At 58.8% G+C, this 19,452-nt stretch carries 14 protein-coding genes; 7 read left to right on the forward strand and 7 right to left on the reverse strand.

The window, feature by feature from the left end; genetic code table 11:
* Positions 1–672 precede the first annotated feature (672 nt).
* From NPX02_RS12450 to NPX02_RS12480, 7 genes are all read left to right on the forward strand, one after another.
* On the forward strand, positions 673–2,301 hold the full coding sequence (locus tag NPX02_RS12450) for an electron transfer flavoprotein-ubiquinone oxidoreductase (protein ID WP_418067331.1): 1,629 nt from the start codon (positions 673–675) through the stop codon (positions 2,299–2,301).
* 91 nt (positions 2,302–2,392) lie between these two features.
* On the forward strand, positions 2,393–4,180 hold the full coding sequence (locus NPX02_RS12455) for an acyl-CoA dehydrogenase C-terminal domain-containing protein (RefSeq protein WP_260293938.1): 1,788 nt from the start codon (positions 2,393–2,395) through the stop codon (positions 4,178–4,180).
* A gap of 72 nt (positions 4,181–4,252) precedes the next feature.
* A complete protein-coding gene (locus tag NPX02_RS12460) occupies positions 4,253–4,702 on the forward strand; it encodes a PaaI family thioesterase (protein ID WP_260293939.1) in 450 nt (149 codons plus the stop codon).
* Between the two features lie 342 nt (positions 4,703–5,044).
* Positions 5,045–5,452 (forward strand): chemotaxis protein CheX, encoded by a 408-nt coding sequence (locus tag NPX02_RS12465; protein WP_335342561.1) that lies wholly within the window; start codon positions 5,045–5,047, stop codon positions 5,450–5,452.
* Between the two features lie 175 nt (positions 5,453–5,627).
* The gene (locus tag NPX02_RS12470) at positions 5,628–6,350 is read left to right on the forward strand and encodes a 4Fe-4S dicluster domain-containing protein (protein WP_260293942.1); all 723 of its coding nucleotides are present in this window, start codon (positions 5,628–5,630) and stop codon (positions 6,348–6,350) included.
* Between the two features lie 28 nt (positions 6,351–6,378).
* Positions 6,379–8,595, forward strand: a complete 2,217-nt coding sequence (gene ppk1 / locus NPX02_RS12475; protein ID WP_260293943.1) for a polyphosphate kinase 1 — start codon at positions 6,379–6,381, stop codon at positions 8,593–8,595.
* A 264-nt stretch (positions 8,596–8,859) separates the two neighbouring features.
* The gene (locus NPX02_RS12480; RefSeq protein WP_260293944.1) at positions 8,860–9,837 is read left to right on the forward strand and encodes a DMT family transporter; all 978 of its coding nucleotides are present in this window, start codon (positions 8,860–8,862) and stop codon (positions 9,835–9,837) included.
* Between the two features lie 336 nt (positions 9,838–10,173).
* Here NPX02_RS12480 and NPX02_RS12485 read toward each other — a convergent pair whose 3' ends face one another.
* From NPX02_RS12485 to putA, 7 genes are all read right to left on the reverse strand, one after another.
* The gene (locus tag NPX02_RS12485; RefSeq protein WP_260293945.1) at positions 10,174–11,280 is read right to left on the reverse strand and encodes a branched-chain amino acid ABC transporter substrate-binding protein; all 1,107 of its coding nucleotides are present in this window, start codon (positions 11,278–11,280) and stop codon (positions 10,174–10,176) included.
* A gap of 175 nt (positions 11,281–11,455) precedes the next feature.
* Positions 11,456–11,782: a DUF6867 family protein gene (locus tag NPX02_RS12490; protein WP_260293946.1), complete on the reverse strand. Its 327-nt coding sequence runs from the start codon at positions 11,780–11,782 to the stop codon at positions 11,456–11,458.
* Positions 11,779–12,489 carry an ABC transporter ATP-binding protein gene (locus tag NPX02_RS12495; RefSeq protein ID WP_260293947.1) on the reverse strand — a complete coding sequence of 237 codons (711 nt, stop codon included), beginning with the start codon at positions 12,487–12,489 and terminating at the stop codon, positions 11,779–11,781. Before NPX02_RS12495 ends, NPX02_RS12490 begins: the two co-directional genes overlap by 4 nt.
* A 1-nt stretch (position 12,490) precedes the next feature.
* Positions 12,491–13,414 (reverse strand): ABC transporter ATP-binding protein, encoded by a 924-nt coding sequence (locus NPX02_RS12500; protein WP_260293948.1) that lies wholly within the window; start codon positions 13,412–13,414, stop codon positions 12,491–12,493.
* Complete coding sequence (gene livM, locus NPX02_RS12505) at positions 13,411–14,757, reverse strand: high-affinity branched-chain amino acid ABC transporter permease LivM (protein WP_260293949.1); 1,347 nt, start codon at positions 14,755–14,757, stop codon at positions 13,411–13,413. Before livM ends, NPX02_RS12500 begins: the two co-directional genes overlap by 4 nt.
* A gap of 5 nt (positions 14,758–14,762) precedes the next feature.
* Complete coding sequence (locus NPX02_RS12510; protein ID WP_260293950.1) at positions 14,763–15,677, reverse strand: ABC transporter permease subunit; 915 nt, start codon at positions 15,675–15,677, stop codon at positions 14,763–14,765.
* Positions 15,678–15,997: 320 nt separating this feature from the next.
* A complete protein-coding gene (gene putA / locus NPX02_RS12515) occupies positions 15,998–19,180 on the reverse strand; it encodes a bifunctional proline dehydrogenase/L-glutamate gamma-semialdehyde dehydrogenase PutA (protein ID WP_260293951.1) in 3,183 nt (1,060 codons plus the stop codon).
* Positions 19,181–19,452 lie beyond the last annotated feature (272 nt).

Below are 19,452 nucleotides of genomic sequence, written 5' to 3' on the forward strand. Positions count from 1 at the left end.
CTGATACGGGTATCAATCCCTACAGGGAACAATAATGAATTATTTTTCCTGCTTGAATTATACTAGATGCACTATTTTGCCTATCTCCATGGAGAAATCAATTAAAAACCGACTCGTAACTACTCATCCGATCTGTAAGTGATTGACCTGCCTTGTTGGCCGATCTTGATGGCGCCTCGAATCCGGCCCCTTTTTCAGATTCAAGCCTGCCCTTGTTTGAGCGCAGCGAGTTTTGTCCACGGATGGACTTATGCCGCGGAGGCCATGAATGGCCGGGAGCGGCTTGGGCAGGCACTGAAAATGGGGTCGGATTCGAGGAAACAAGCCATCGTGTGAGGCCGACAAGGCAGGCCAATCTCCCCGTGAGCAGTTACCCCGACTCTCTGCAATCTCATAATAACTTTTTATGGTGCACAAAGGAGTCTACGTATCCGATTACATTAGGTAGTAAACTACGCCGCTAAGTAGGGAAGCGGGGTAGAGAAGCGGGTGCACTACACTTCAGCGATCGATAGAGCGATCGATGGAACAGCATCGGATGTTGAAGGAAATTGACCCGTCTGCCTGACTCAGTATAATGACGTTTACGTAAACGTCAACAAAGCTATCTTGGATCATCCGGAAACAACAGCCGGGACAAACACCAAAGCAAACGCCAAAGGAGGTGTCGCTGTGGAACGCGAAGCGATGGAATTTGATGTTGTGATTGTTGGCGCAGGCCCATCGGGCCTCTCCGCGGCCATTCGACTGGCGCAACTGGCCAGCGAAAAAGAGCAGGAGTTGACGATCTGCGTGGTCGAGAAAGGCTCGGAGGTGGGCGCCCATATCCTCTCCGGAGCTATCCTCGAGCCGCGTGCGCTCGAGGAACTGATTCCGGATTGGAAAGCGCGCGCCGCGCCGCTGGATACCCCCGCCCTGGAGGATCGTTTCCTCTATCTTACTGAAAAGAAATCCATCGCCATGCCCAACCCGCCGCAGATGCACAACAGCGGCAATTACATCATCAGCCTGGGCAACTTCTGCCGCTGGTTGGCAGAGCAGGCGGAACAGCTCGGGGTGGAGATCTTCCCCGGTTTTGCCGCCGCCGAGGTGCTCTATGACGAGCAGGGCGCGGTGCGGGGTATCGCCACCGGCGATATGGGGATCAACCGTGCCGGCGAGAAGACCGACAACTTTGAACCCGGCATCGAGCTGCATGCCAAACAGACCATCTTCTCCGAGGGCTGCCGCGGCTCACTGACCAAGGAGTTGATGGAACGTTTCAAGCTGCGCGACGGTGTCGATCCCCAGACTTACGGCATCGGCATCAAGGAGCTGTGGGAGATCGATCCGGCCAGGGTCAGACCCGGCTCCATCATGCACAGTATCGGCTGGCCCCTGGACAGTCAGACCTATGGCGGCTCGTTCCTGTATCACCTGTCGGAGAATCAGGTGGTGGTCGGCTTCGTGGTCGGCCTGGATTATAAAAATCCGCACCTCAATCCATTCGAGGAGTTCCAGCGCTTCAAGACCCACCCGGATATCTGGCCGCTGTTCGAGGGTGGCCGCCGCATCAGTTACGGCGCCCGCGCCCTCTCCGAGGGCGGCTTTCAGTCGATTCCCAAGCTTACCTTCCCCGGCGGACTGCTGGTGGGCGATACCGCCGGTTTCCTCAACGTGCCCAAGATCAAGGGTACCCACACCGCCATGAAGAGCGCCATGGTGGCGGCGGAGGCGATCTTCGAGTCGATCGCCGGCGAGGGCCATAAAGAGGTGGGAAGCTACCCGCAGCGCCTGCGCCAGAGCTGGCTGTGGGAGGAGCTGAACCAAGTGCGCAACATCCGTCCCGGCTTCAGCAAGGGGCTCTGGTTCGGCCTGTTCAACGCGGCTCTGGAGACCTACCTGTTCCGCGGCAAGGCGCCCTGGACCCTGCACCACCACGCCGACCACGAGCAGCTCGGCAAGGCGGCCGACTACCCGCGGATCAACTACCCGAAGCCGGATGGCAAGGTCACCTTTGACCGGCTCTCCTCGGTGTTTATCTCCAACACCAATCATGAGGAGGATCAGCCGGTGCACCTGACACTGAAGGATCCGGCGGTGCCGATCCGGGTCAACCTGGCGCTCTATGATGCCCCCGAACAGCGCTACTGCCCCGCCGGGGTGTACGAGATCATCCGCGAGGAAGGCGCGGAGCCCAGGTTGCAGATCAACGCCCAGAACTGTGTGCACTGCAAGACCTGCGACATCAAGGACCCGACCCAGAATATCCACTGGACCGTCCCGCAGGGCGGCGGAGGTCCCAACTATCCGAATATGTGACCGCCGGGTTACTACTCACGGGGCGATTGTCCTGCCTTGCCGGTCATAGAAAACCGTCATCCAATTCAGGCCTTATCAAGAGGAGTCATCCATGCCCAGCTACAAAGCCCCTATCCGCGATCTACAGTTTGTGTTCCATGAACTGCACGAGGCCGACAGGACCCTGAGCGCCCTCCCCGGCTTCGACGAGGTGAGCCCGGATCTGGTGGACGCGATTCTGCAGGAAGGCGGCAAGATCTGCGAGGAGTTGCTGCAACCGCTGAACCAGAGCGGCGACCTGGAGGGGTGTCGTTTCGAGGATGGCCAGGTGACCACGCCCGAGGGCTTCAAGGAAGCCTATCGCACCTTCATCGAGGGCGGCTGGCCTTCGCTGGCCGCCGACCCGGAACTGGGCGGCCAGGGACTGCCCGAGACCCTCAGCTTCATGCTGGAGGAGATGCTCTGCTCGGCCAACGTCTCTTTCAGCCTCTACCCCGGTCTGACCCGGGGCGCCATCACCGCCCTCAGCCACCACGCCAGCGACGAGCTGAAGAAGCAATATCTACCGAAGATGGTCGAGGGTACCTGGAGCGGCACTATGTGCCTGACCGAACCGCATTGCGGCACCGACCTCGGCCTGGTCCGCACCCGGGCGGTAGCGAACGGGGATGGCAGTTACGCCATCAGCGGAACCAAGATCTTCATCACCGGCGGCGAGCATGACCTGACGGAGAACATCATCCACCTGGTGCTGGCGCGGTTGCCGGACGCCCCGGAGGGGGTGCGCGGCATCAGCCTGTTCCTGGTGCCGAAACGGCTCCCCGACGCCAACAACGAAGCAGTCGGAGAGAATGCCGTCAGCTGCGGTTCGATCGAGCACAAGATGGGGATCAAGGCCTCGGCCACCTGTGTGATGAACTTCGATGGCGCCACCGGCTACCTGGTGGGTCCGGAGAACAAGGGGCTCGCCTGCATGTTCACCATGATGAACTCCGAGCGCCTGGCCATCGGCATGCAGGGGCTGGGGCTGGCCGAGGTGGCCTACCAGAACGCGGTTGAATATGCCCGGGAGCGCGTCCAGAGCCGCGCGGCAACCGGCGTCAAGGCGCCAGACAAGGCCGCCGATCCCCTGCTGGTGCACCCGGACATCCGCCGCATGCTGCTCACCACCCGCGCCTATAACGAGGCCGCCCGGGCCCTGGCCGTGTGGAGCGCGATCAACATCGATCTGGCGCACCGCCATCCCGAGCCTGAGCAGCGGGAGGCGGCGGATGACTATGTCGCCCTGATCACGCCGATCGTCAAGGCGTTCTTCTCCGATTACGGCTACGAGACCACCACCCTCTGCCAGCAGGTCTATGGTGGCCACGGCTACATCCAGGAGTGGGGCATGGAGCAGTTTGTCCGGGATGCCCGTATCGCCCAGATCTACGAAGGCACCAACGGCATCCAGGCACTGGACCTGGTCCGCCGCAAACTGTTCATCCACGACGGCCGGCTACCGCAGCGCTTCTTCGCCCTGCTGGACGACTATATTGCCGATAATCGGGGCGATGAAGCGCTCGCGGAATTCATTGACCCGTTGCGCGAGGCCAACACCCTGCTGCAGGAGCTGACGGCCTGGCTGGTCGCCGGGAGTCAGCAGAACCCGGATGAGCTCGGGGCCGCCGCCACCGATTACCTGCGCATCTTCGCCCTGACCACCTTTGCCTGGCTCTGGGCACGCATGGCGCAGCTGGCACGGGCGAGGCTGGCCGACGACAACAGCGGTTTCTACCGGACCAAGATCAACACCGCGCGTTTTTTCATGGGACGCCTCCTGCCCCAGATACAGGGGCTGAATATCGGCATCCGCTCGGGTTCCGGCCTGATGATGGCGCTTGACGAAACCGAGTTCTGATTTACGACCGGCGGTTGCCATAGCCAATGCCACGATGCCCAGCGATAGTTGCTTCCACCATCAGGAGTCCTTATGCCGAAAATAACCTGCCAGGATTTTAATCACATTCTGCAGAGCGAGATGACCTGGGCCAGCGATGCGGACATGCGGCTGGAGCGTATCGAACCCGGTCTGGCGGTCATGCGCCTGCCCTATCACCACGGCAGTACCCGACCGGGCGGCAGCATCTCCGGCCCGCACATGATGATGCTGGCGGACGCCTGCATGTACGCGGTGGTGCTGGGCCTGATCGGCCAGGTGAAACTGGCGGTCACCACCAATTTCAACATCAATTTCCTGCGCAAACCGGAGGAGACCGATCTCCTGGCCGAGGGCAAGATTATCAAGCTCGGCAAACGGCTGGCCATTATGGAGGTCTCCATCAGCGCCGCGACCACCGGCAAGCTGGTAGCCCACGCCACCGGGACCTATTCGATACCCCCGAGTGCGGTCAGTGAAGCGGACCTGGCAATCGGAGAGTAAATAAGTATTTCATTATTTTATTGATTGATAATTCTCAATGCGATACACTCTCCCCGTGTGCTTCAATAGCCTCAGGTCGGCGGGACTTGGCCAAAGGCAGTATCGTAGTAGTGTCAAGTCCTGCTGTTCCTTCATATCTCCATCCTCCTTTGGTGGTTACAAGGTTACATTTCCCCGGCATCCCCGCCGGGCATTTTTTTGCCCAGTGACGAGCTTATACCGCGAAGGCCAGGATGGCCGGGAGCGGCATTCCAAAACATCCGCCACTGACTTATAATCCCACACATGAAAGCGGAATTCGTCAATCCATTCCTGAACGCAATCCTTGATGTTCTCGCCACGATGGCACGCATAGAAGCCAGACCTGGCAAGCCCTATCTCAAAAACGAGCGTACCTCACTGGGCGATGTCAGCGGCCTGATCGGCCTGACCGGCAACCAGATGAAAGGGTCGCTCGCCATCTCGTTTTCCGAATCGGTCATTTTCCAGGTGGCGGAGAATATGCTGGGTGAGCGGGTTGACTCGGTAAATGACCTGGTCACCGACCTGGTGGGTGAAATCACCAATATGGTAACCGGTGGCGCAAAGCGGACGCTGAGCGAGATGGGCTATGACTTTGACCTGGCAATCCCGGGCGTGGTGGCAGGCAAGAACCATGTGATTACACACAAGACCAGCGGCCAGACCATTATTCTCCCCTTCCATACCGATCAGGGTGACTTTTTTGTCGAGATCTGCTTCGAAGGTTGATCTCGTTCCCCGCCCGTTCGCACTATTTTCAGCCCGGCTTTCCAGCAGTGTTTAAACTGACGATAATCGGTCTGTTGTAAACCCCCGGCGGAGATGTTGCCGCAATTTGATTCTGGACACTCGCCGAACCACGCTTGCCGGATACCTCGCCTGCCCGGATACAGGAAATCCACCCATGGAAAACCGTTTGCCGCAAAAACTCCAGCTTGGCATTGAATACCTCAAGCAAGCAGGATTGAATCTTTTTTCCATTCTCGAGGTCGGGCGATTGCCGGATCGGGTGACCAGCCGGCTCGCCGATGTCGCCTTCCCGCTCTCCCCCCGGAGCCGTATCATCCTGATCGGCAATGGCGGACGGGGCCTCTGGAAAGCCCTGTCCACGGCACAGTGGCAACAGCCGGATCCGATCAATCGCTACAGCAGCGAGGCCGCTCGCCACTTTGCCGGCCAGGTACTGACTCCGGGAAACTACCGGCTCATCTACCCCGGCGACAACCCGGTCGCCCTGCAGCAATTAGGGGCCAGCGCCGGCTGGCATACCGCCTCACCGCTGGGGCTGGGCATCAATCCACAATGGGGGCTCTGGTACGCCTACCGCGCGGCGCTGCTAACCAATGACCCGCTGCCGGAAATGTGCCAACCGGCACCGCTCCCCCCCTGTGCCTCCTGTAGCGAAAAACCCTGTCTTTCCGTCTGTCCCGCCGGGGCGCTAAGTGAAACGGCGACCATCGACATGGATTTATGCGCCGGTTACCGGCTCAGCCCCGATTCCGGCTGTGCCGATCGCTGTCTGGCGCGTCTCAGTTGCCCTGTATCAACGGAACAGCGTTATACTCTGAAGCAGGTCCAGTATCACTATCGACTCTCCCTTGAAACATTGCGACACTACTTCAGTTAAGGGCCCGCCCTCACCCATGGAAATGACGATGTCAGATAGCGCAAAAAAGATGGTTACCGAATCAGCAAAACCGCTCCAGCCAGTCGGCGAAACCGAATCACCCACCCAGGAGGAGATCCCCCTGGACCTGTATTCCAGTGAGTATTACCTCAACCGTGAGCTGACCTGGCTGGAGTTCAACAAGCGCGTACTGCACGCGGCGGCGGACGAACGCACGCCGCTGCTCGAGCGCCTCAAATTCATTGCTATCGTCAGCTCCAACATGGATGAATTTTTCATGAAGCGGCTGGGCGGTCTGAAGCAGCAGGTCGGCGCCGGTGTGACCACCCTGACGGTGGATGGCCGCACGCCACAGCAGCAGATCGACGAATCCAGCCTGATGGTACGGGAAATTGAAGCGCAGATGCGCGAAAACTATCTGGCGGTTACCGCACTGTTACGAGATTATGACATTGCCATTCTCAGTTACGATGAATTGGATAAATCGGATCGCGGCTATCTGCGCAACTACTATTACGAAAACATCTACCCGCTGGTCACTCCCCAGTCCATCGATCCGGCCCATCCGTTCCCGTTCATCTCCAATCTGTCACTGAACCTGCTGGTGCTGGTGCGCTACCCGGGGGACTCCAACAAGACCTCCCTGACCCGTATCAAGGTGCCGGTGGGTGCCGGAATTCCGCGCTTTCTCAAACTGAAGGATCGGCGCCACTATGTGCCGCTGGAGTATGTGATCGCCAATAACCTGGATATGCTGCTGCCGGAGATGGAGGTGCTCAGCTGTGAAGTGTTCCGGGTCACCCGAAATGCCAATACCGAACGCAGCGAAGAGCATGCCGACGACCTGCTTTCGCTGATCGAATCGGAACTCCGTGAACGCCGTTTCGCCCCGATCGTGCGCCTGCAGGTACAGAAGGATATGGCACCGGTCCACCGGGGCATGCTCGCCGCCGAGCTGTTTCTGGATGAAGAGAATGACGTATACGAGATCATCAGCATGCCGGCCATGCGGGACCTGTTCGAACTCGCCTCCCTGGATGTTCCGGAACTGCGTGATCCAACCCATAAGCCGATAGATCACCCGGAACTGGTGGACAGCCGCAACATTTTCCACATCATCCGGGAACGTGGTCCGCTGCTATTGCAACACCCCTATGAGTCGTTCGGGACCTCCGTTGAACGCTTCCTGAAGGAGGCGAGTATCGATCCCAAGGTGCGCGCCATCAAGATGACCCTCTACCGCACCTCGAGCGATACCAAGGTAGTGGACTACCTGATCAGTGCGGCCCGCAACGGCAAGCAGGTGGCGGTGGTGGTCGAGTTGAAGGCGCGCTTTGACGAAGCGGCCAATATCCGCTGGGCGAACCGCATGGAGGAGGCCGGTGTCCACGTGACCTACGGGGTTGTCGGACTCAAGACCCACTCCAAGATCATCCTGGTGGTGCGTAACGACTACAGCGGCATCAAACGCTATCTGCATATCGGCACCGGCAACTACCACGCCGGCACCGCACGGCTCTACTCCGATCTCGGCCTGCTGACCAACGATGAGGAGCTGGGCCGGGATGCCACCGAGCTGTTCAACTATCTGACCACCGGGTACACCCAGGAGCGCAGTTACCTTAAACTGCTTCCCTCACCGAAAATGCTCAAGTACGCCCTGCTGGCCAAGATTAAACGGGAACGCAAGCTGCATAGCAGCGAAACGCCGGGGCTGATCCAGTTCAAGATGAATGCACTGGAAGATGTCGATATTACCCGTGCACTCTATGAAGCGGCGCGCGATGGCGTGCGCATCGACCTGATTGTGCGCGACACCTGCCGCTTCCGTCCCGGGTTACCGGGTCTCAGCGAAACCACCCGGGTCATCGGTATTGTCGGGCGGTTTCTGGAGCACTCCCGGATCTACTATTTCCAGAATGGCGGCGAAGAGGAGTATTTCATCGGTTCGGCCGACGCCATGAAACGAAATCTGGAATCACGGGTGGAAGTGGTTACACCGGTAACCGACAAGAAACTGTGCGACGAGCTTCGCCTCATCCTCGACACCCAGATCAATGATCAGCGCAGCGCCTGGGAGATGCAACCGGACGGCAGTTTCAACCAGCGCCAGCCATCCACCGATGTGGAAGCCGTTGGCTGTCAACAACTGCTGATCCTGTCCGCCGAAAAACGCGCCAAACAGGCGGCAAAACTGATCAAGGGAAAGAAGAAAAAACACCATCTGAGAAGAAACCTGATCTGACCACAGGGAAGAAACAGCTGACAATGACGGTACAGGGAGAAAACACCACGCGATGACGGCAGCGGTGGTGCACGAAAAACACACAGGGTCGGAGTCCAGTCGCGCACCGGCGGCGGTAAACTCCACCCGGTCCGGGAGCCTGACTCCGACCCCTTCCACATAACGCCAAGCGTGTGTTTTTTCTGTTTGTCTCAGCGTCACAACCCTCTATAATCCTCCGCTTTCAGCCAGTCAAAAAACTGTCCTCCTGCCGGGAGATCCTGGGTGTTCAGCCTTTTCCGTGAATCCGAAAACCGACATATCGGTACGCTCGTGCTGGGCTGCCTGATGATGGGTTCGATGGGTATTTTTGCCAACCAGATCGTGCAGACACACCCGGTGAATGTGGTCTTTCTGCGCTTCTTTTTCTGCGTCCTCAGTTTCCCGCTGATCGCAATTATCAGCTACCCGCTGTTTCCCCGAAAAACCCGGGACAAGATCCTGGAGTCGATTGCTTTCGCAAGAAACCAGCCCGGCCTGTGGATCATGGTCGGAATCTCCATGGCGCTGGTGCTGGCCCTCTATACCCTGGGCGCGGTCCTGCTGTCGGTGGGTCTGAGCGTGATCCTCCTCTATACCGCCGCCATCTGGTTTCCGCTCACCGAGAAACTGGCCTGCCGCTACCTGTTCCCCGACCTGCGCCCCACCCAGTTCAGCAGTGCCTACTATCTGTCGGTTGGAGTCAACTTGCTGGGGCTGGTGACCATCATCCTGGGGACGACCCAGCTTCCGCGCTTCGGTTCACTGTCGTCGGTGCTGGGGTTGATCTGCTCCGTCACCGCCAGCATCGCCTTCTCTTTCAGCATGGTGCTGGTTCGGGTGATCAAGACCCGGGGGATCAAAAGCGAGCAGATGATCGTTGCCAGTTCATTCATCGGTTCACTGATCATGCTGCCGGCGCTGTTTCTGCTGCCGATCGAGCTGAGCAGTGCCAACCTGTACAACGCCGCCGGCATGGGTTTTATCGCCACGGCCCTGGGTGGGTTGATCTACTTCAAGGGATTCGGCAGTGTGCGCACCTCGCTGGCACCGGTACTGGCCTACCTGGAACCGATCTTCGGGTTCGGCCTGGCCATCCTGATCCTGGGGGAGCAGTTCACCCTGACCCTGCTGCTGGGGATGAGCATCATCCTCGCCTCAAACCTGGGTTACACACTGATTGATCTCTGGCGCAGCCGCCATCTGCTTGCCGGACTGGAGTAACACACCCTGCTCCCGTAGGGTGGGTTAGGCGCACCCTGCGTCGGAGGTGGCCGTTTGCATTGCATCGTGCGCGCGCCGTAACCCACCGCTTGGTGGTTGCGGCATCGGTGGGTTACGCGGCGCCCGGGTGTTGTTGCGGCCGGGAAGTATGGTGCCTGCGCGCCGCTAACCCACCCTACGAAACTGGAAGATTTACAGAATTCGCGTTCATTTGCGTTTAATATTCTCCTGACTGTGGCTGAGCCAGATGGGTAATCAGGTAGGATTAAACCTGACACCCCCCAGACAAAAAGCCCGGCAATATGCCGGGCTTTTTGTGGCGCTTATACTCGCTGGTTACAGATAGTCGTACACACCGTTTTTCCATTCATACAATACGTAACCCGGTGCGGTGACATCGCCCTTCTCATCAAAACCGAATTTGCCCAGTACGGTTTCAAATTCGCCACTTTGCAGCGCCTTGACCACCTTCCCGGTGTCGGTGGAACCGGCGGTGGTCACTGCCTGTGCCCAGGCCTGGACGGCGCCATAGGTGTACAGGACATAACCTTCCGGCTCAATACCCTTGCTGCGGAATTTTTCCACCAGCGGTGCGGCCACCGGATTTTTGCGTGGATCCGGGCTGAAGGTCATCAGGGTGCCCTCGCCGGCGGGACCGGTGATTGACCAGTACTCGTTAGTCACCAGGGCATCACCGGATACCAGTACGGTATCCATGCCTTGCTCGCGCATCTGCCGGACAATCAGGCCACCTTCGGTGTGGTAACCACCCAGATACATGACGCCGATATTGGCCTGCTTCATCTTTGAGACCAGCGCGGTGTAATCTTTCTCGCCCGCGGTGATGGCTTCATACATGGCCGGTTCGCCACCCAGGTTCTTGAATTCCGCCAGGGTGGCGTCGGCCAGCCCCTTGCCATAGGCGGTTTTGTCATGGATGAAGGCGATCTTCTTATCAGCAAAGTTCTCTTTGAGGAATTTACCTGCAACCGCACCCTGCTGGTCATCGCGACCACAGACACGGAATACGGTGTCGCCACCCTCTTCGGTCAGTTTCGGGTTGGTGGATGCCGGAGAGATCATCACGATGCCCTCCTCTTCATACACCTTGGATGCCGGAATGGAGGAGCCGGAGCAGAAGTGCCCCGCCATGAACACGACGCCCTTATTGACCATCTGGTTGGCCACGGCAACGGCCTGTTTCGGGTCGCAGGCATCATCACCCACCTCGAGCACCAGCTGCTGCCCCAGCACACCACCGGATGCATTGATATCGGCAACCGCCTGTTCAGCTCCGGCCTTCATCTGCGCGCCGAAACTGGCGTACTGTCCCGTCATCGGGCCGGCAGTGGCAATCATGATATCGGCCGCTGCCAGCGAGCCAAAGCTCATGGTCGCAGCGGTTACCGCGGCAATCATGGACAGTTTGAATGTCTTTTTCATCTCAACATATCTCCTCTAGTACTTTCCCAGTCAAAAAATATTTATTCCACTCTTCTTATTTCCGCCCGACAGGAACTCATCGGGAAGTCACTCGAATCATGAGGAAATATGCTTCCCGCATAACCCGATGACATACAATCCACGAACACGATTAAGTCTAGTCGGTTTCGTCTGATTATTCTTCAATCTCCGTCCAGCTCAGCAGACCGGTGCGTCGGTAGAGCCAGGGATACTGGCTGATCATCCGGTTCACCCGGGTCACACGAAACGCCAGCAGGGCGATGAGGGTGATGGCGGTGGTGTCTATCAGGTAGCCGCCGAGCGAGATCAACTCTCCGTCAAACAGGGCAAACACCAGGAAACGGTCGCCGGCCCCCAGCAGCAGGGCATAGAGAAACACTTGCCGGAGGGGTCTCCAGGTGATCGCCACCGCCTGCCCCATCATGTAGCCGGCACCACCAAACAGCACCAGGGTAACGCCGATAAATACAGGTATGTTCAATGTCCGCCCTCCAGATAAGCCGCACGCACTTCCGGTCGTTCCAACAGCTCCTTACTTTCTCCCGACAGGGTGATCTCCCCGGTCACCATGACATAGCCCCGGTGGGCCAGTTTCAGTGCATGAAAGGCGTTCTGCTCAACCAGCAGCACGGTCACCTTGTCCTTCCGGTTGATCTCCTCGATCACTTCAAAGATCTGTTTCACCACCAACGGCGCCAGGCCCAATGAGGGCTCATCCAGCAGCAGCAGTTTCGGCCGGCTCATCATCGCCCGGGCAATAGCCAGCATTTGCTGCTCGCCCCCGGACAAGGTCCCCCCCCGCTGGTTGGCACGCTTTTTCAGGATCGGGAACAGAGTCGTCACCCGCTCCAGATCCTGATCAAAATACTCCTCGTCGGCGACAATCGCTCCCATCTGCAGATTTTCCATCACCGTCATACGGGGAAAGATCCGTCTCCCTTCCGGCGACTGGGCCAGCCCCATGTGCATGATGGTGTGGGTATTCAGGTGGGTAATGTCCTGTCCCAGATAATGGATCGAGCCCCTTGCCGCCCGGGGCGTTCCGCAGATGGTCATCAGCAAGGTACTCTTGCCGGCACCGTTGGCGCCGATAAGGGTAACGATTTCACCCGCGTCGACCGTAAGATCGACGCCTTTCAACGCCTCGATGCTGCCGTAGAAGGTATGTAAACCGGATACTTCCAACATCTCAGACGCCCCCTTTATCTGAATCAATGCTATCTGGATCATAATCCTTGCTAATGTCTTCGACGATCTCCGGAGGCAACTCTTCGGTCTCCTCCTCACCGAGATAGGCGCGGATGACATTGGGATCTGAACGGACATAAAGTGGCGTGCCGTCGGAGATCTTGACGCCATAATCGAGCACAATCACATGGTCGGAGATCTCCATCACCACACTCATATCGTGCTCGATCAGCAACAGTCCGATATCGTGCTCCTCCTTGATATAGTTGAGCAGCTTATTGAGTTCATGTGATTCCGTTGGATTCAGGCCGGCGGCCGGCTCATCCAGGCAGAGTATGGTCGGCCTGATGCACATAGCCCGGGCGATCTCCAGCCGACGCTGAGCGCCATACGGGAGATTGCCGGCATTGATATCGGCCAGCCGGGTCAGCCCCACCTTGTCCAGCCAGTAGCTTGCCAGATCGGTCGCCTCCCGCTCTTTCTTGCGATAGCCGCCGAGACCGAACAGGCCGGTTACGGTGTAACCGGATGCCTTCATCAGTTCATTGTGCTGGGCGACGATCAGGTTTTCCAGGACCGACATTTCCGAGAACAGACGGATATTCTGGAAGGTCCTCGCCACATGGGCCTTCTGGGCAATGCGGAACCCGTCCATCCGTTCCAGCAGAAAGGTTTCACCCCGGGCCCGCAGGGTCAATCTGCCCACAGTCGGCGTGTAAAAACCGGTGATACAGTTGAACAGGGTGGTCTTGCCGGCCCCGTTGGGACCGATGATCGCGGTGATTTCACCCTTGCCCGCGGCAAAGGAGACATCATCGATGGCGATCAAGCCACCAAAGCGCATGGTGAGGTGCTCGACGGTGAGCAGCGGCTCGGCGCCACTGGGAATGACCAGTTCAGGTGGTATGGATGAAACCTGGTTCATTTCATACCCCCTTGGGTAACCGCCTTGATCACCTCCTCTGGCGGCGCCTTGCCCGAATGCAATTTGATGGTGGGTTCACGGTGCGCCAACAGTCCGCGCGGTCTCCACACCATGATGGCGACCATCAGCCCCCCGAAGGCCAGCATGCGATACTCCTCGAGACCACGGAACAGCTCGGTGCCGCCGATCAACAGCACCGCCGCAATCGCCACACCGACCTGGGAGCCCATGCCACCCAGTACCACGATGGCCAGAATCACCGCCGATTCGATAAAGGTGAAGCTCTCCGGGCTGATGAAGGCCTGCCGGGTAGCGAAGAAGGAGCCGGCAAAACCGGCGAACATGGCGCCCAGGGCAAAGGCGGTCAACTTGGTGTTGGTCGGGTTGATACCCAGTGATCGACAGGCGATCTCATCCTCCCGCAACGCCTCCCAAGCACGTCCGATCGGCATCTTGCGGATACGCAGGGTAAAGAAGTTGGTGAACAGCGCCAATATGAGAATCAGATAGTAGAGGAAGATCAGGCGATGCATGGTGGAGTAATCGAGATTGAAAAACTGATGGAAGGTCTGTTCACCCTCTGCCGCCGTGCGTTTCAGTTCCAGTCCGAAGAAGGTGGGGCGCGGGATACCGGAAATGCCGTCCGGCCCATTGGTGAAGCTATACCAATTGAGCAGGATCACCCGGATAATCTCACCGAAGCCCAGGGTCACAATGGCCAGATAATCACCCCGCAGCCGCAGTACCGGGAACCCGAGCAGTACACCGAAGCCGGCGGCACAGAGTCCGGCCAGCGGCAGGCAGACCCAGAAGGAGAGATCGAAATAGAAGGCAAACAGGGCGTAGGAGTAAGCCCCAACGGCATAGAATGCGACGTAGCCGAGGTCCAGCAATCCGGCGAGTCCGACAACGATATTGAGCCCCCAGCCCAACATCACATAGATCAGCACATAGGTGGCCACATCCACCACATAGCGATCGGCAAAGGGCAGCAGCGGCAGGGCCAGGGCGAAGGCGATGAAGATGGGTCCGCCGATGGTGGAAAAGCGTTGCACGATAATCGCGGCCCGGTGCTCGGCTTTTTTCAGATCCCGTTGCACCGGTCGTCCGGCCGCTTTCCATTCACGTCGCAGGGCAAACAGCAGGCGCCCGACAAATACCGATACCACCGCCAGTACGACCAGTGGCCAGCGCGTGGTAATACCGAGCCCCGTGGTGGTATCCACGGTGCGCAGCCCGAGCATGACTATGGTCAGTCCCAATGCCACGAGGGCGGCGATAGCGGACTCTTTCAACAACGCGGTGATATCGATGCCGCGCAGCCTGTTATTGTTTTCATTCATGATGCCTACACCTTCTCGATTTCCGGTTTACCCAACAAACCGGTCGGCCTGAATATCAGCACCAGGACCAGAATAGCGAAGGCCGCCACGTCCTTGTACTCAATGGAGAAATAGGCGGACCAGAAGGTCTCGATCAATCCGATCAGCAGGCCGCCCAGCATGGCCCCGGGCAGGGAACCGATACCGCCGAGTACCGCCGCGGTAAACGCCTTGATTCCGGCCAGGAAACCGATATAGAAATCGATCACACCGTAGTAAAGGACAAACAGCATGCCGGCGACCGCCGCCAGTGCGGCGCCCATCACAAAGGTCAGGGAGATGGTCCGGTCTACGTTGATCCCGAGCAGTGCCGACATGGTCCGATCCTGCTCACAGCCGCGTTGCGCCCGGCCCAGGGAGGTGCGTGAAATCAGCAACGCAAAGCCGGTCATCAGTACGATGGTAAGCAGCATAATCACGATCTGCAGATAGCTGATGGTGATGGAGAAGACGCCCCCTTCCAGAAAGGTGAAGCCGCCGGAGATGACCGGCGGGATAGGCCGCACCCGCGCCCCCTGCAGCAGCTGGACATAGTTCTGCAGGAAGATTGACATGCCGATGGCGGAGATCAACGGCGCCAGGCGGAACGAGCCGCGCAGCGGTCGGTAGGCCAGACGTTCGACCGTCCAACCATAGATGGAGGCGATGAGCATGGAGACCAGCAGCACAACCAGTAGCGCCAGTGGAATCCAGGTGATGCCGACAATGCCGAGAACCAAAAAGGCGATCAACGATAGGAAGGCACCGATCATAAAGATATCGCCATGGGCGAAATTGATCATGCCGATAATACCGTAGACCATGGTGTAACCAATGGCGATCAGTCCGTAGATCGAACCGAGCGTGACGCCGTTGATTAACTGCTGGATAAAATATTCCATGAGCTCCTCACCCGTCTATTATTTTCATCATACAGTTGCGGATCGACCCGGTGGATAACGGTCAACACTGTATGCCTTTGGTGGCTTGTGGCCGTGCGGTACTGTACCGCTTTATAGTTATTATTGACAATAATGCCAACTGTCCAACTCTCCCGCCCATCCATGGGCTCCATAGTATTACGTCTTCCGTGGACACGTCCGCTCCCGGCCAACCGTGGCCTTCGCGGTATAACTCCATCCCTGGACAAATACGCTCCTGCCCATCCACGGGCTCCGCGTTATAACTCCATCCCTGGACAAATCCGCTCCCGGAAGTGGGATTAGCGGAGTACGCTGTTCTCAAGAGAAAGCAGCGTGGCATTACCACCGATGGCGGTGGTATTGATGGTGCGTGTTCTTTCTGTGGCAAAGCGCAGCAGATAGTGCGGACCGCCCGCCTTGGGACCGGTGCCAGACAGGCCGAGACCGCCAAACGGCTGCACCCCGACCACCGCACCGATCTGATTTCGGTTGATATAGACATTGCCTACGCGCACCTTGGCGTCGATACGGCGGCTGGTGGTTTCATTGCGTGAATGTATGCCCAGGGTAAGGCCGTAACCGGAGTTGTTGATCTGGGCAAGCACATCGTCCAGGCGGGATGCCGGGAAACGGATCACATGCAGGATGGGTCCAAAATGCTCCTTCTCAAGCTGCCCCATGCCCGCTATCTCAAATGCCACCGGTGCAACAAAGCTGCCCGTCTCGGCATTCGGCGGCAGCGGGGTCTCGGCAATCAGGCTCGCCTGCTCGCGCATCTCGCCAATATGCTGCTGCAGCGCGCGACGTGCCGCGTCGTCGATCACCGGGCCCACGTCGGTATCCAGCTCGCAGGGATTCCCCACCTTCAGTTCCGCCATCGCCCCCTTGAGCAGCTCCAGCATGCGCTCGGCCACATCCTCCTGAATGAACAGCACGCGCAGGGCGGAGCAGCGCTGCCCGGCGCTGGTAAAGGCGGAAGAGATCACATCCTTGATCACCTGCTCCGGCAGCGCAGTGCTATCGACAATCATGGCGTTCTGGCCGCCGGTCTCCGCCACCAGGGTGGCGATCGGGCCGTTACGCTCCGCCAGTGATCGATTGATCTGCCGCGCCGTCTCGGTGGAACCGGTAAAGGCCACACCGGTGATGCGTTCATCGGCGGTGAGCAGTGGACCGATGCGGCTGCCCACGCCCGGCAGCAGTTGCAGTACCGGGCCCGGGATACCGGCCTGATGGAACAGCGCCACCGCGCGAGCGGCAATCAGACTGGTCTGTTCCGCCGGCTTGGCGATTACACAGTTGCCTGCAGCCAGCGCGGCCATGATCTGGCCGGTGAAGATCGCCAGGGGGAAGTTCCAGGGACTGATGCAGACAAACACCCCCCGGCCCTGCAGGTAGAGCTCATTGGACTCGCCGGTGGGGCCATCCAGGGTCAATGCCGAGCCGAACAACTGCCGCGCTTGCTGGGCGTAGTAGCGACAGAAGTCCACCGCCTCGCGCACTTCGTCGATGCCATCCTGAATCGCCTTGCCGGCTTCCAGGTGGCAGAGTGCGATCAGCTCCGCCCGGTGGTTCTCCAACAGCTCCGCCGCCCGCTCCACGGCCTCGGCGCGCTTCGCTACCGGGGTGGCGTTCCAGCCGGCAAAGGCCCCGTGGGCCGCGGCGATCGCCTGTTCGGTGGTCTGCGCATCCGCCTCGAACAGACTGCCGACATGGATCACCCGGTCAAACGGCGCGTGAACCTGCTTTAGCTCGCCGATTTCGATCCGCTGACCATTGATCACCGGGGCGGCATGCCAGGAGTGGCTGAAGAATGCCTGCACCTCCCGCTGCAGTGGCAGCCACTGATCATCCACATTGATATTGATGCCACGGGAGTTGATGCGCCCCTGGCTATAGATATGCGCCGGCAACGGAATCCGCTCATTGGCCAGGGTGGCGTAGCGACAGAGCTGGGTCACCGGATGCTCGGTCAGGGACTCCACCGGGGTTTTCTGGTCGATCAGCCGGTGCACGAAAGAGGAGTTGGCACCGTTTTCCAGCAGCCGGCGTACCAGATAGGGCAGCAGATCCTTGTGGCTGCCGACCGGTGCATAGATCCGCACATGGCAGTTATAACGCTCCATGACCGTGTTATATAGGGCATCGCCCATGCCGTGCAGCCGCTGAAATTCATACTCGTTGTGGCTCGCCATGCTGATGACACTGGCCACCGTGTGGGCATTGTGGCTGGCGAACTGGGGATAGAGCAGCCCCCGCACCTGCTCGCTCAGCAGGAAGCGGGCACAGACCAGATAGGAAACATCGGTCGCCTCCTTGCGGGTGAACACCGGGTAGCCTTCCAGCCCCATTTGCTGGGCATGCTTGATCTCGCTGTCCCAATAGGCTCCTTTCACCAGGCGTATCGGGATCAGGTCGCCCTGGGAATTGGCCAGCGCCGCCAGCCAGCAGAGCACCGGCAACGCCCGCTTAGAATAGGCCTGCACCACCAGTCCCAGATTGCCCCAGCCGCGAGTGAGCTCATCGCGGTAGAGCCGTTCGAACAGCTTCAGCGACAGCTCCAGCCGGTCGGCCTCCTCGGCATCGATGGTGATACCCACGTCCAGCTCCCGGGCCATCTCAATCAGTGCCAGCATGCGCTCGCGCAGTTCACTCATCACCCGCGACTCCTGCGGTTTTTCATAGCGGGGGTGCAGAGCGGAGAGTTTGATCGAGATAGTAGGACGGGGGGACTTGTCGGCGGGGAAGGTATCCTTGCCCACGGTCTGGATGGCGCGGGAATAGGCCTGGAAATAGTGCTCGGCATCCTGACCGGTCAGGGCCGCCTCACCCAGCATATCGTAGGAATAGGTATAACCGGCCTCGCGGTTCTTGCGGCTGTTGGCCAACGCTTCGCCGATGCTGCGACCGAGCACAAACTGCTTGCCCATGATCTTCATCGCCTGATGCATCGCCTGTCGCACCACCGGTTCACTCAGCCGGTTGACCAGCCGGTTGATGATACTGGCCGGCTCGTCTTCAATCCCGGCATCCAGGGTGATCACCTTGCCGGTCAGCAACAAGCCCCAGGTGGAGGCATTCACCAGCAGCGATCGGCTCTGCTTCAGGTGCTGTTTCCAGTCGGCGATGGTCAGCTTGTCCTTGATCAGGGCGTCGGCGGTGGCGCTGTCGGGGATACGCATCAGCGCCTCGGCAAGGCACATCAGCAACACCCCTTCACGGGTATCCAGGCTGTATTCCAGCAGCAAGGCGTCGATCATGTGCATAGCATCGTCGCGCTTGCGCACCGCCCTGACCAGTTCGGCACTCTCCCGGGTAGTCTTGTCCAGCAGCTCCCGTGTGGGTGTGGCCAGAGGAATCAGCTCCTCCAGTAACCGCGTCTCATCCATGCAATACATGGCGCTGATCCGGGATTTGAGCAGGTCGGGAGCTTGCCGGACGGTGCCGGCATCCAGGGCGGAACTGATATTGAATTCGGGCATCACAACACCTGACTCCTTGGGACGGACTTAGGACCTGTCAATAAATAACTATCACATCTTGCTGGTCTTTTCGTCCGCCTTCGGCGTTACGGCAAGACTTACATAGAACGACTATGTGCGCCTTGCCGTGCCTTGAAGGCAAACGGCCGCTTCAATAAAATCTGTGGCCGGCGCAATCTGTAACAGCTACTTCTTTCCAGGCCCTTAACTGGAAAAACGGCCTGTCACCCTTAGTAAAACTGTAACATGCAATTTCGGATGCGCCAGACTAG

It is taken from the genome of Sedimenticola hydrogenitrophicus (assembly GCF_025175675.1).
GTDB lineage: Bacteria > Pseudomonadota > Gammaproteobacteria > Chromatiales > Chromatiaceae > Sedimenticola > Sedimenticola hydrogenitrophicus.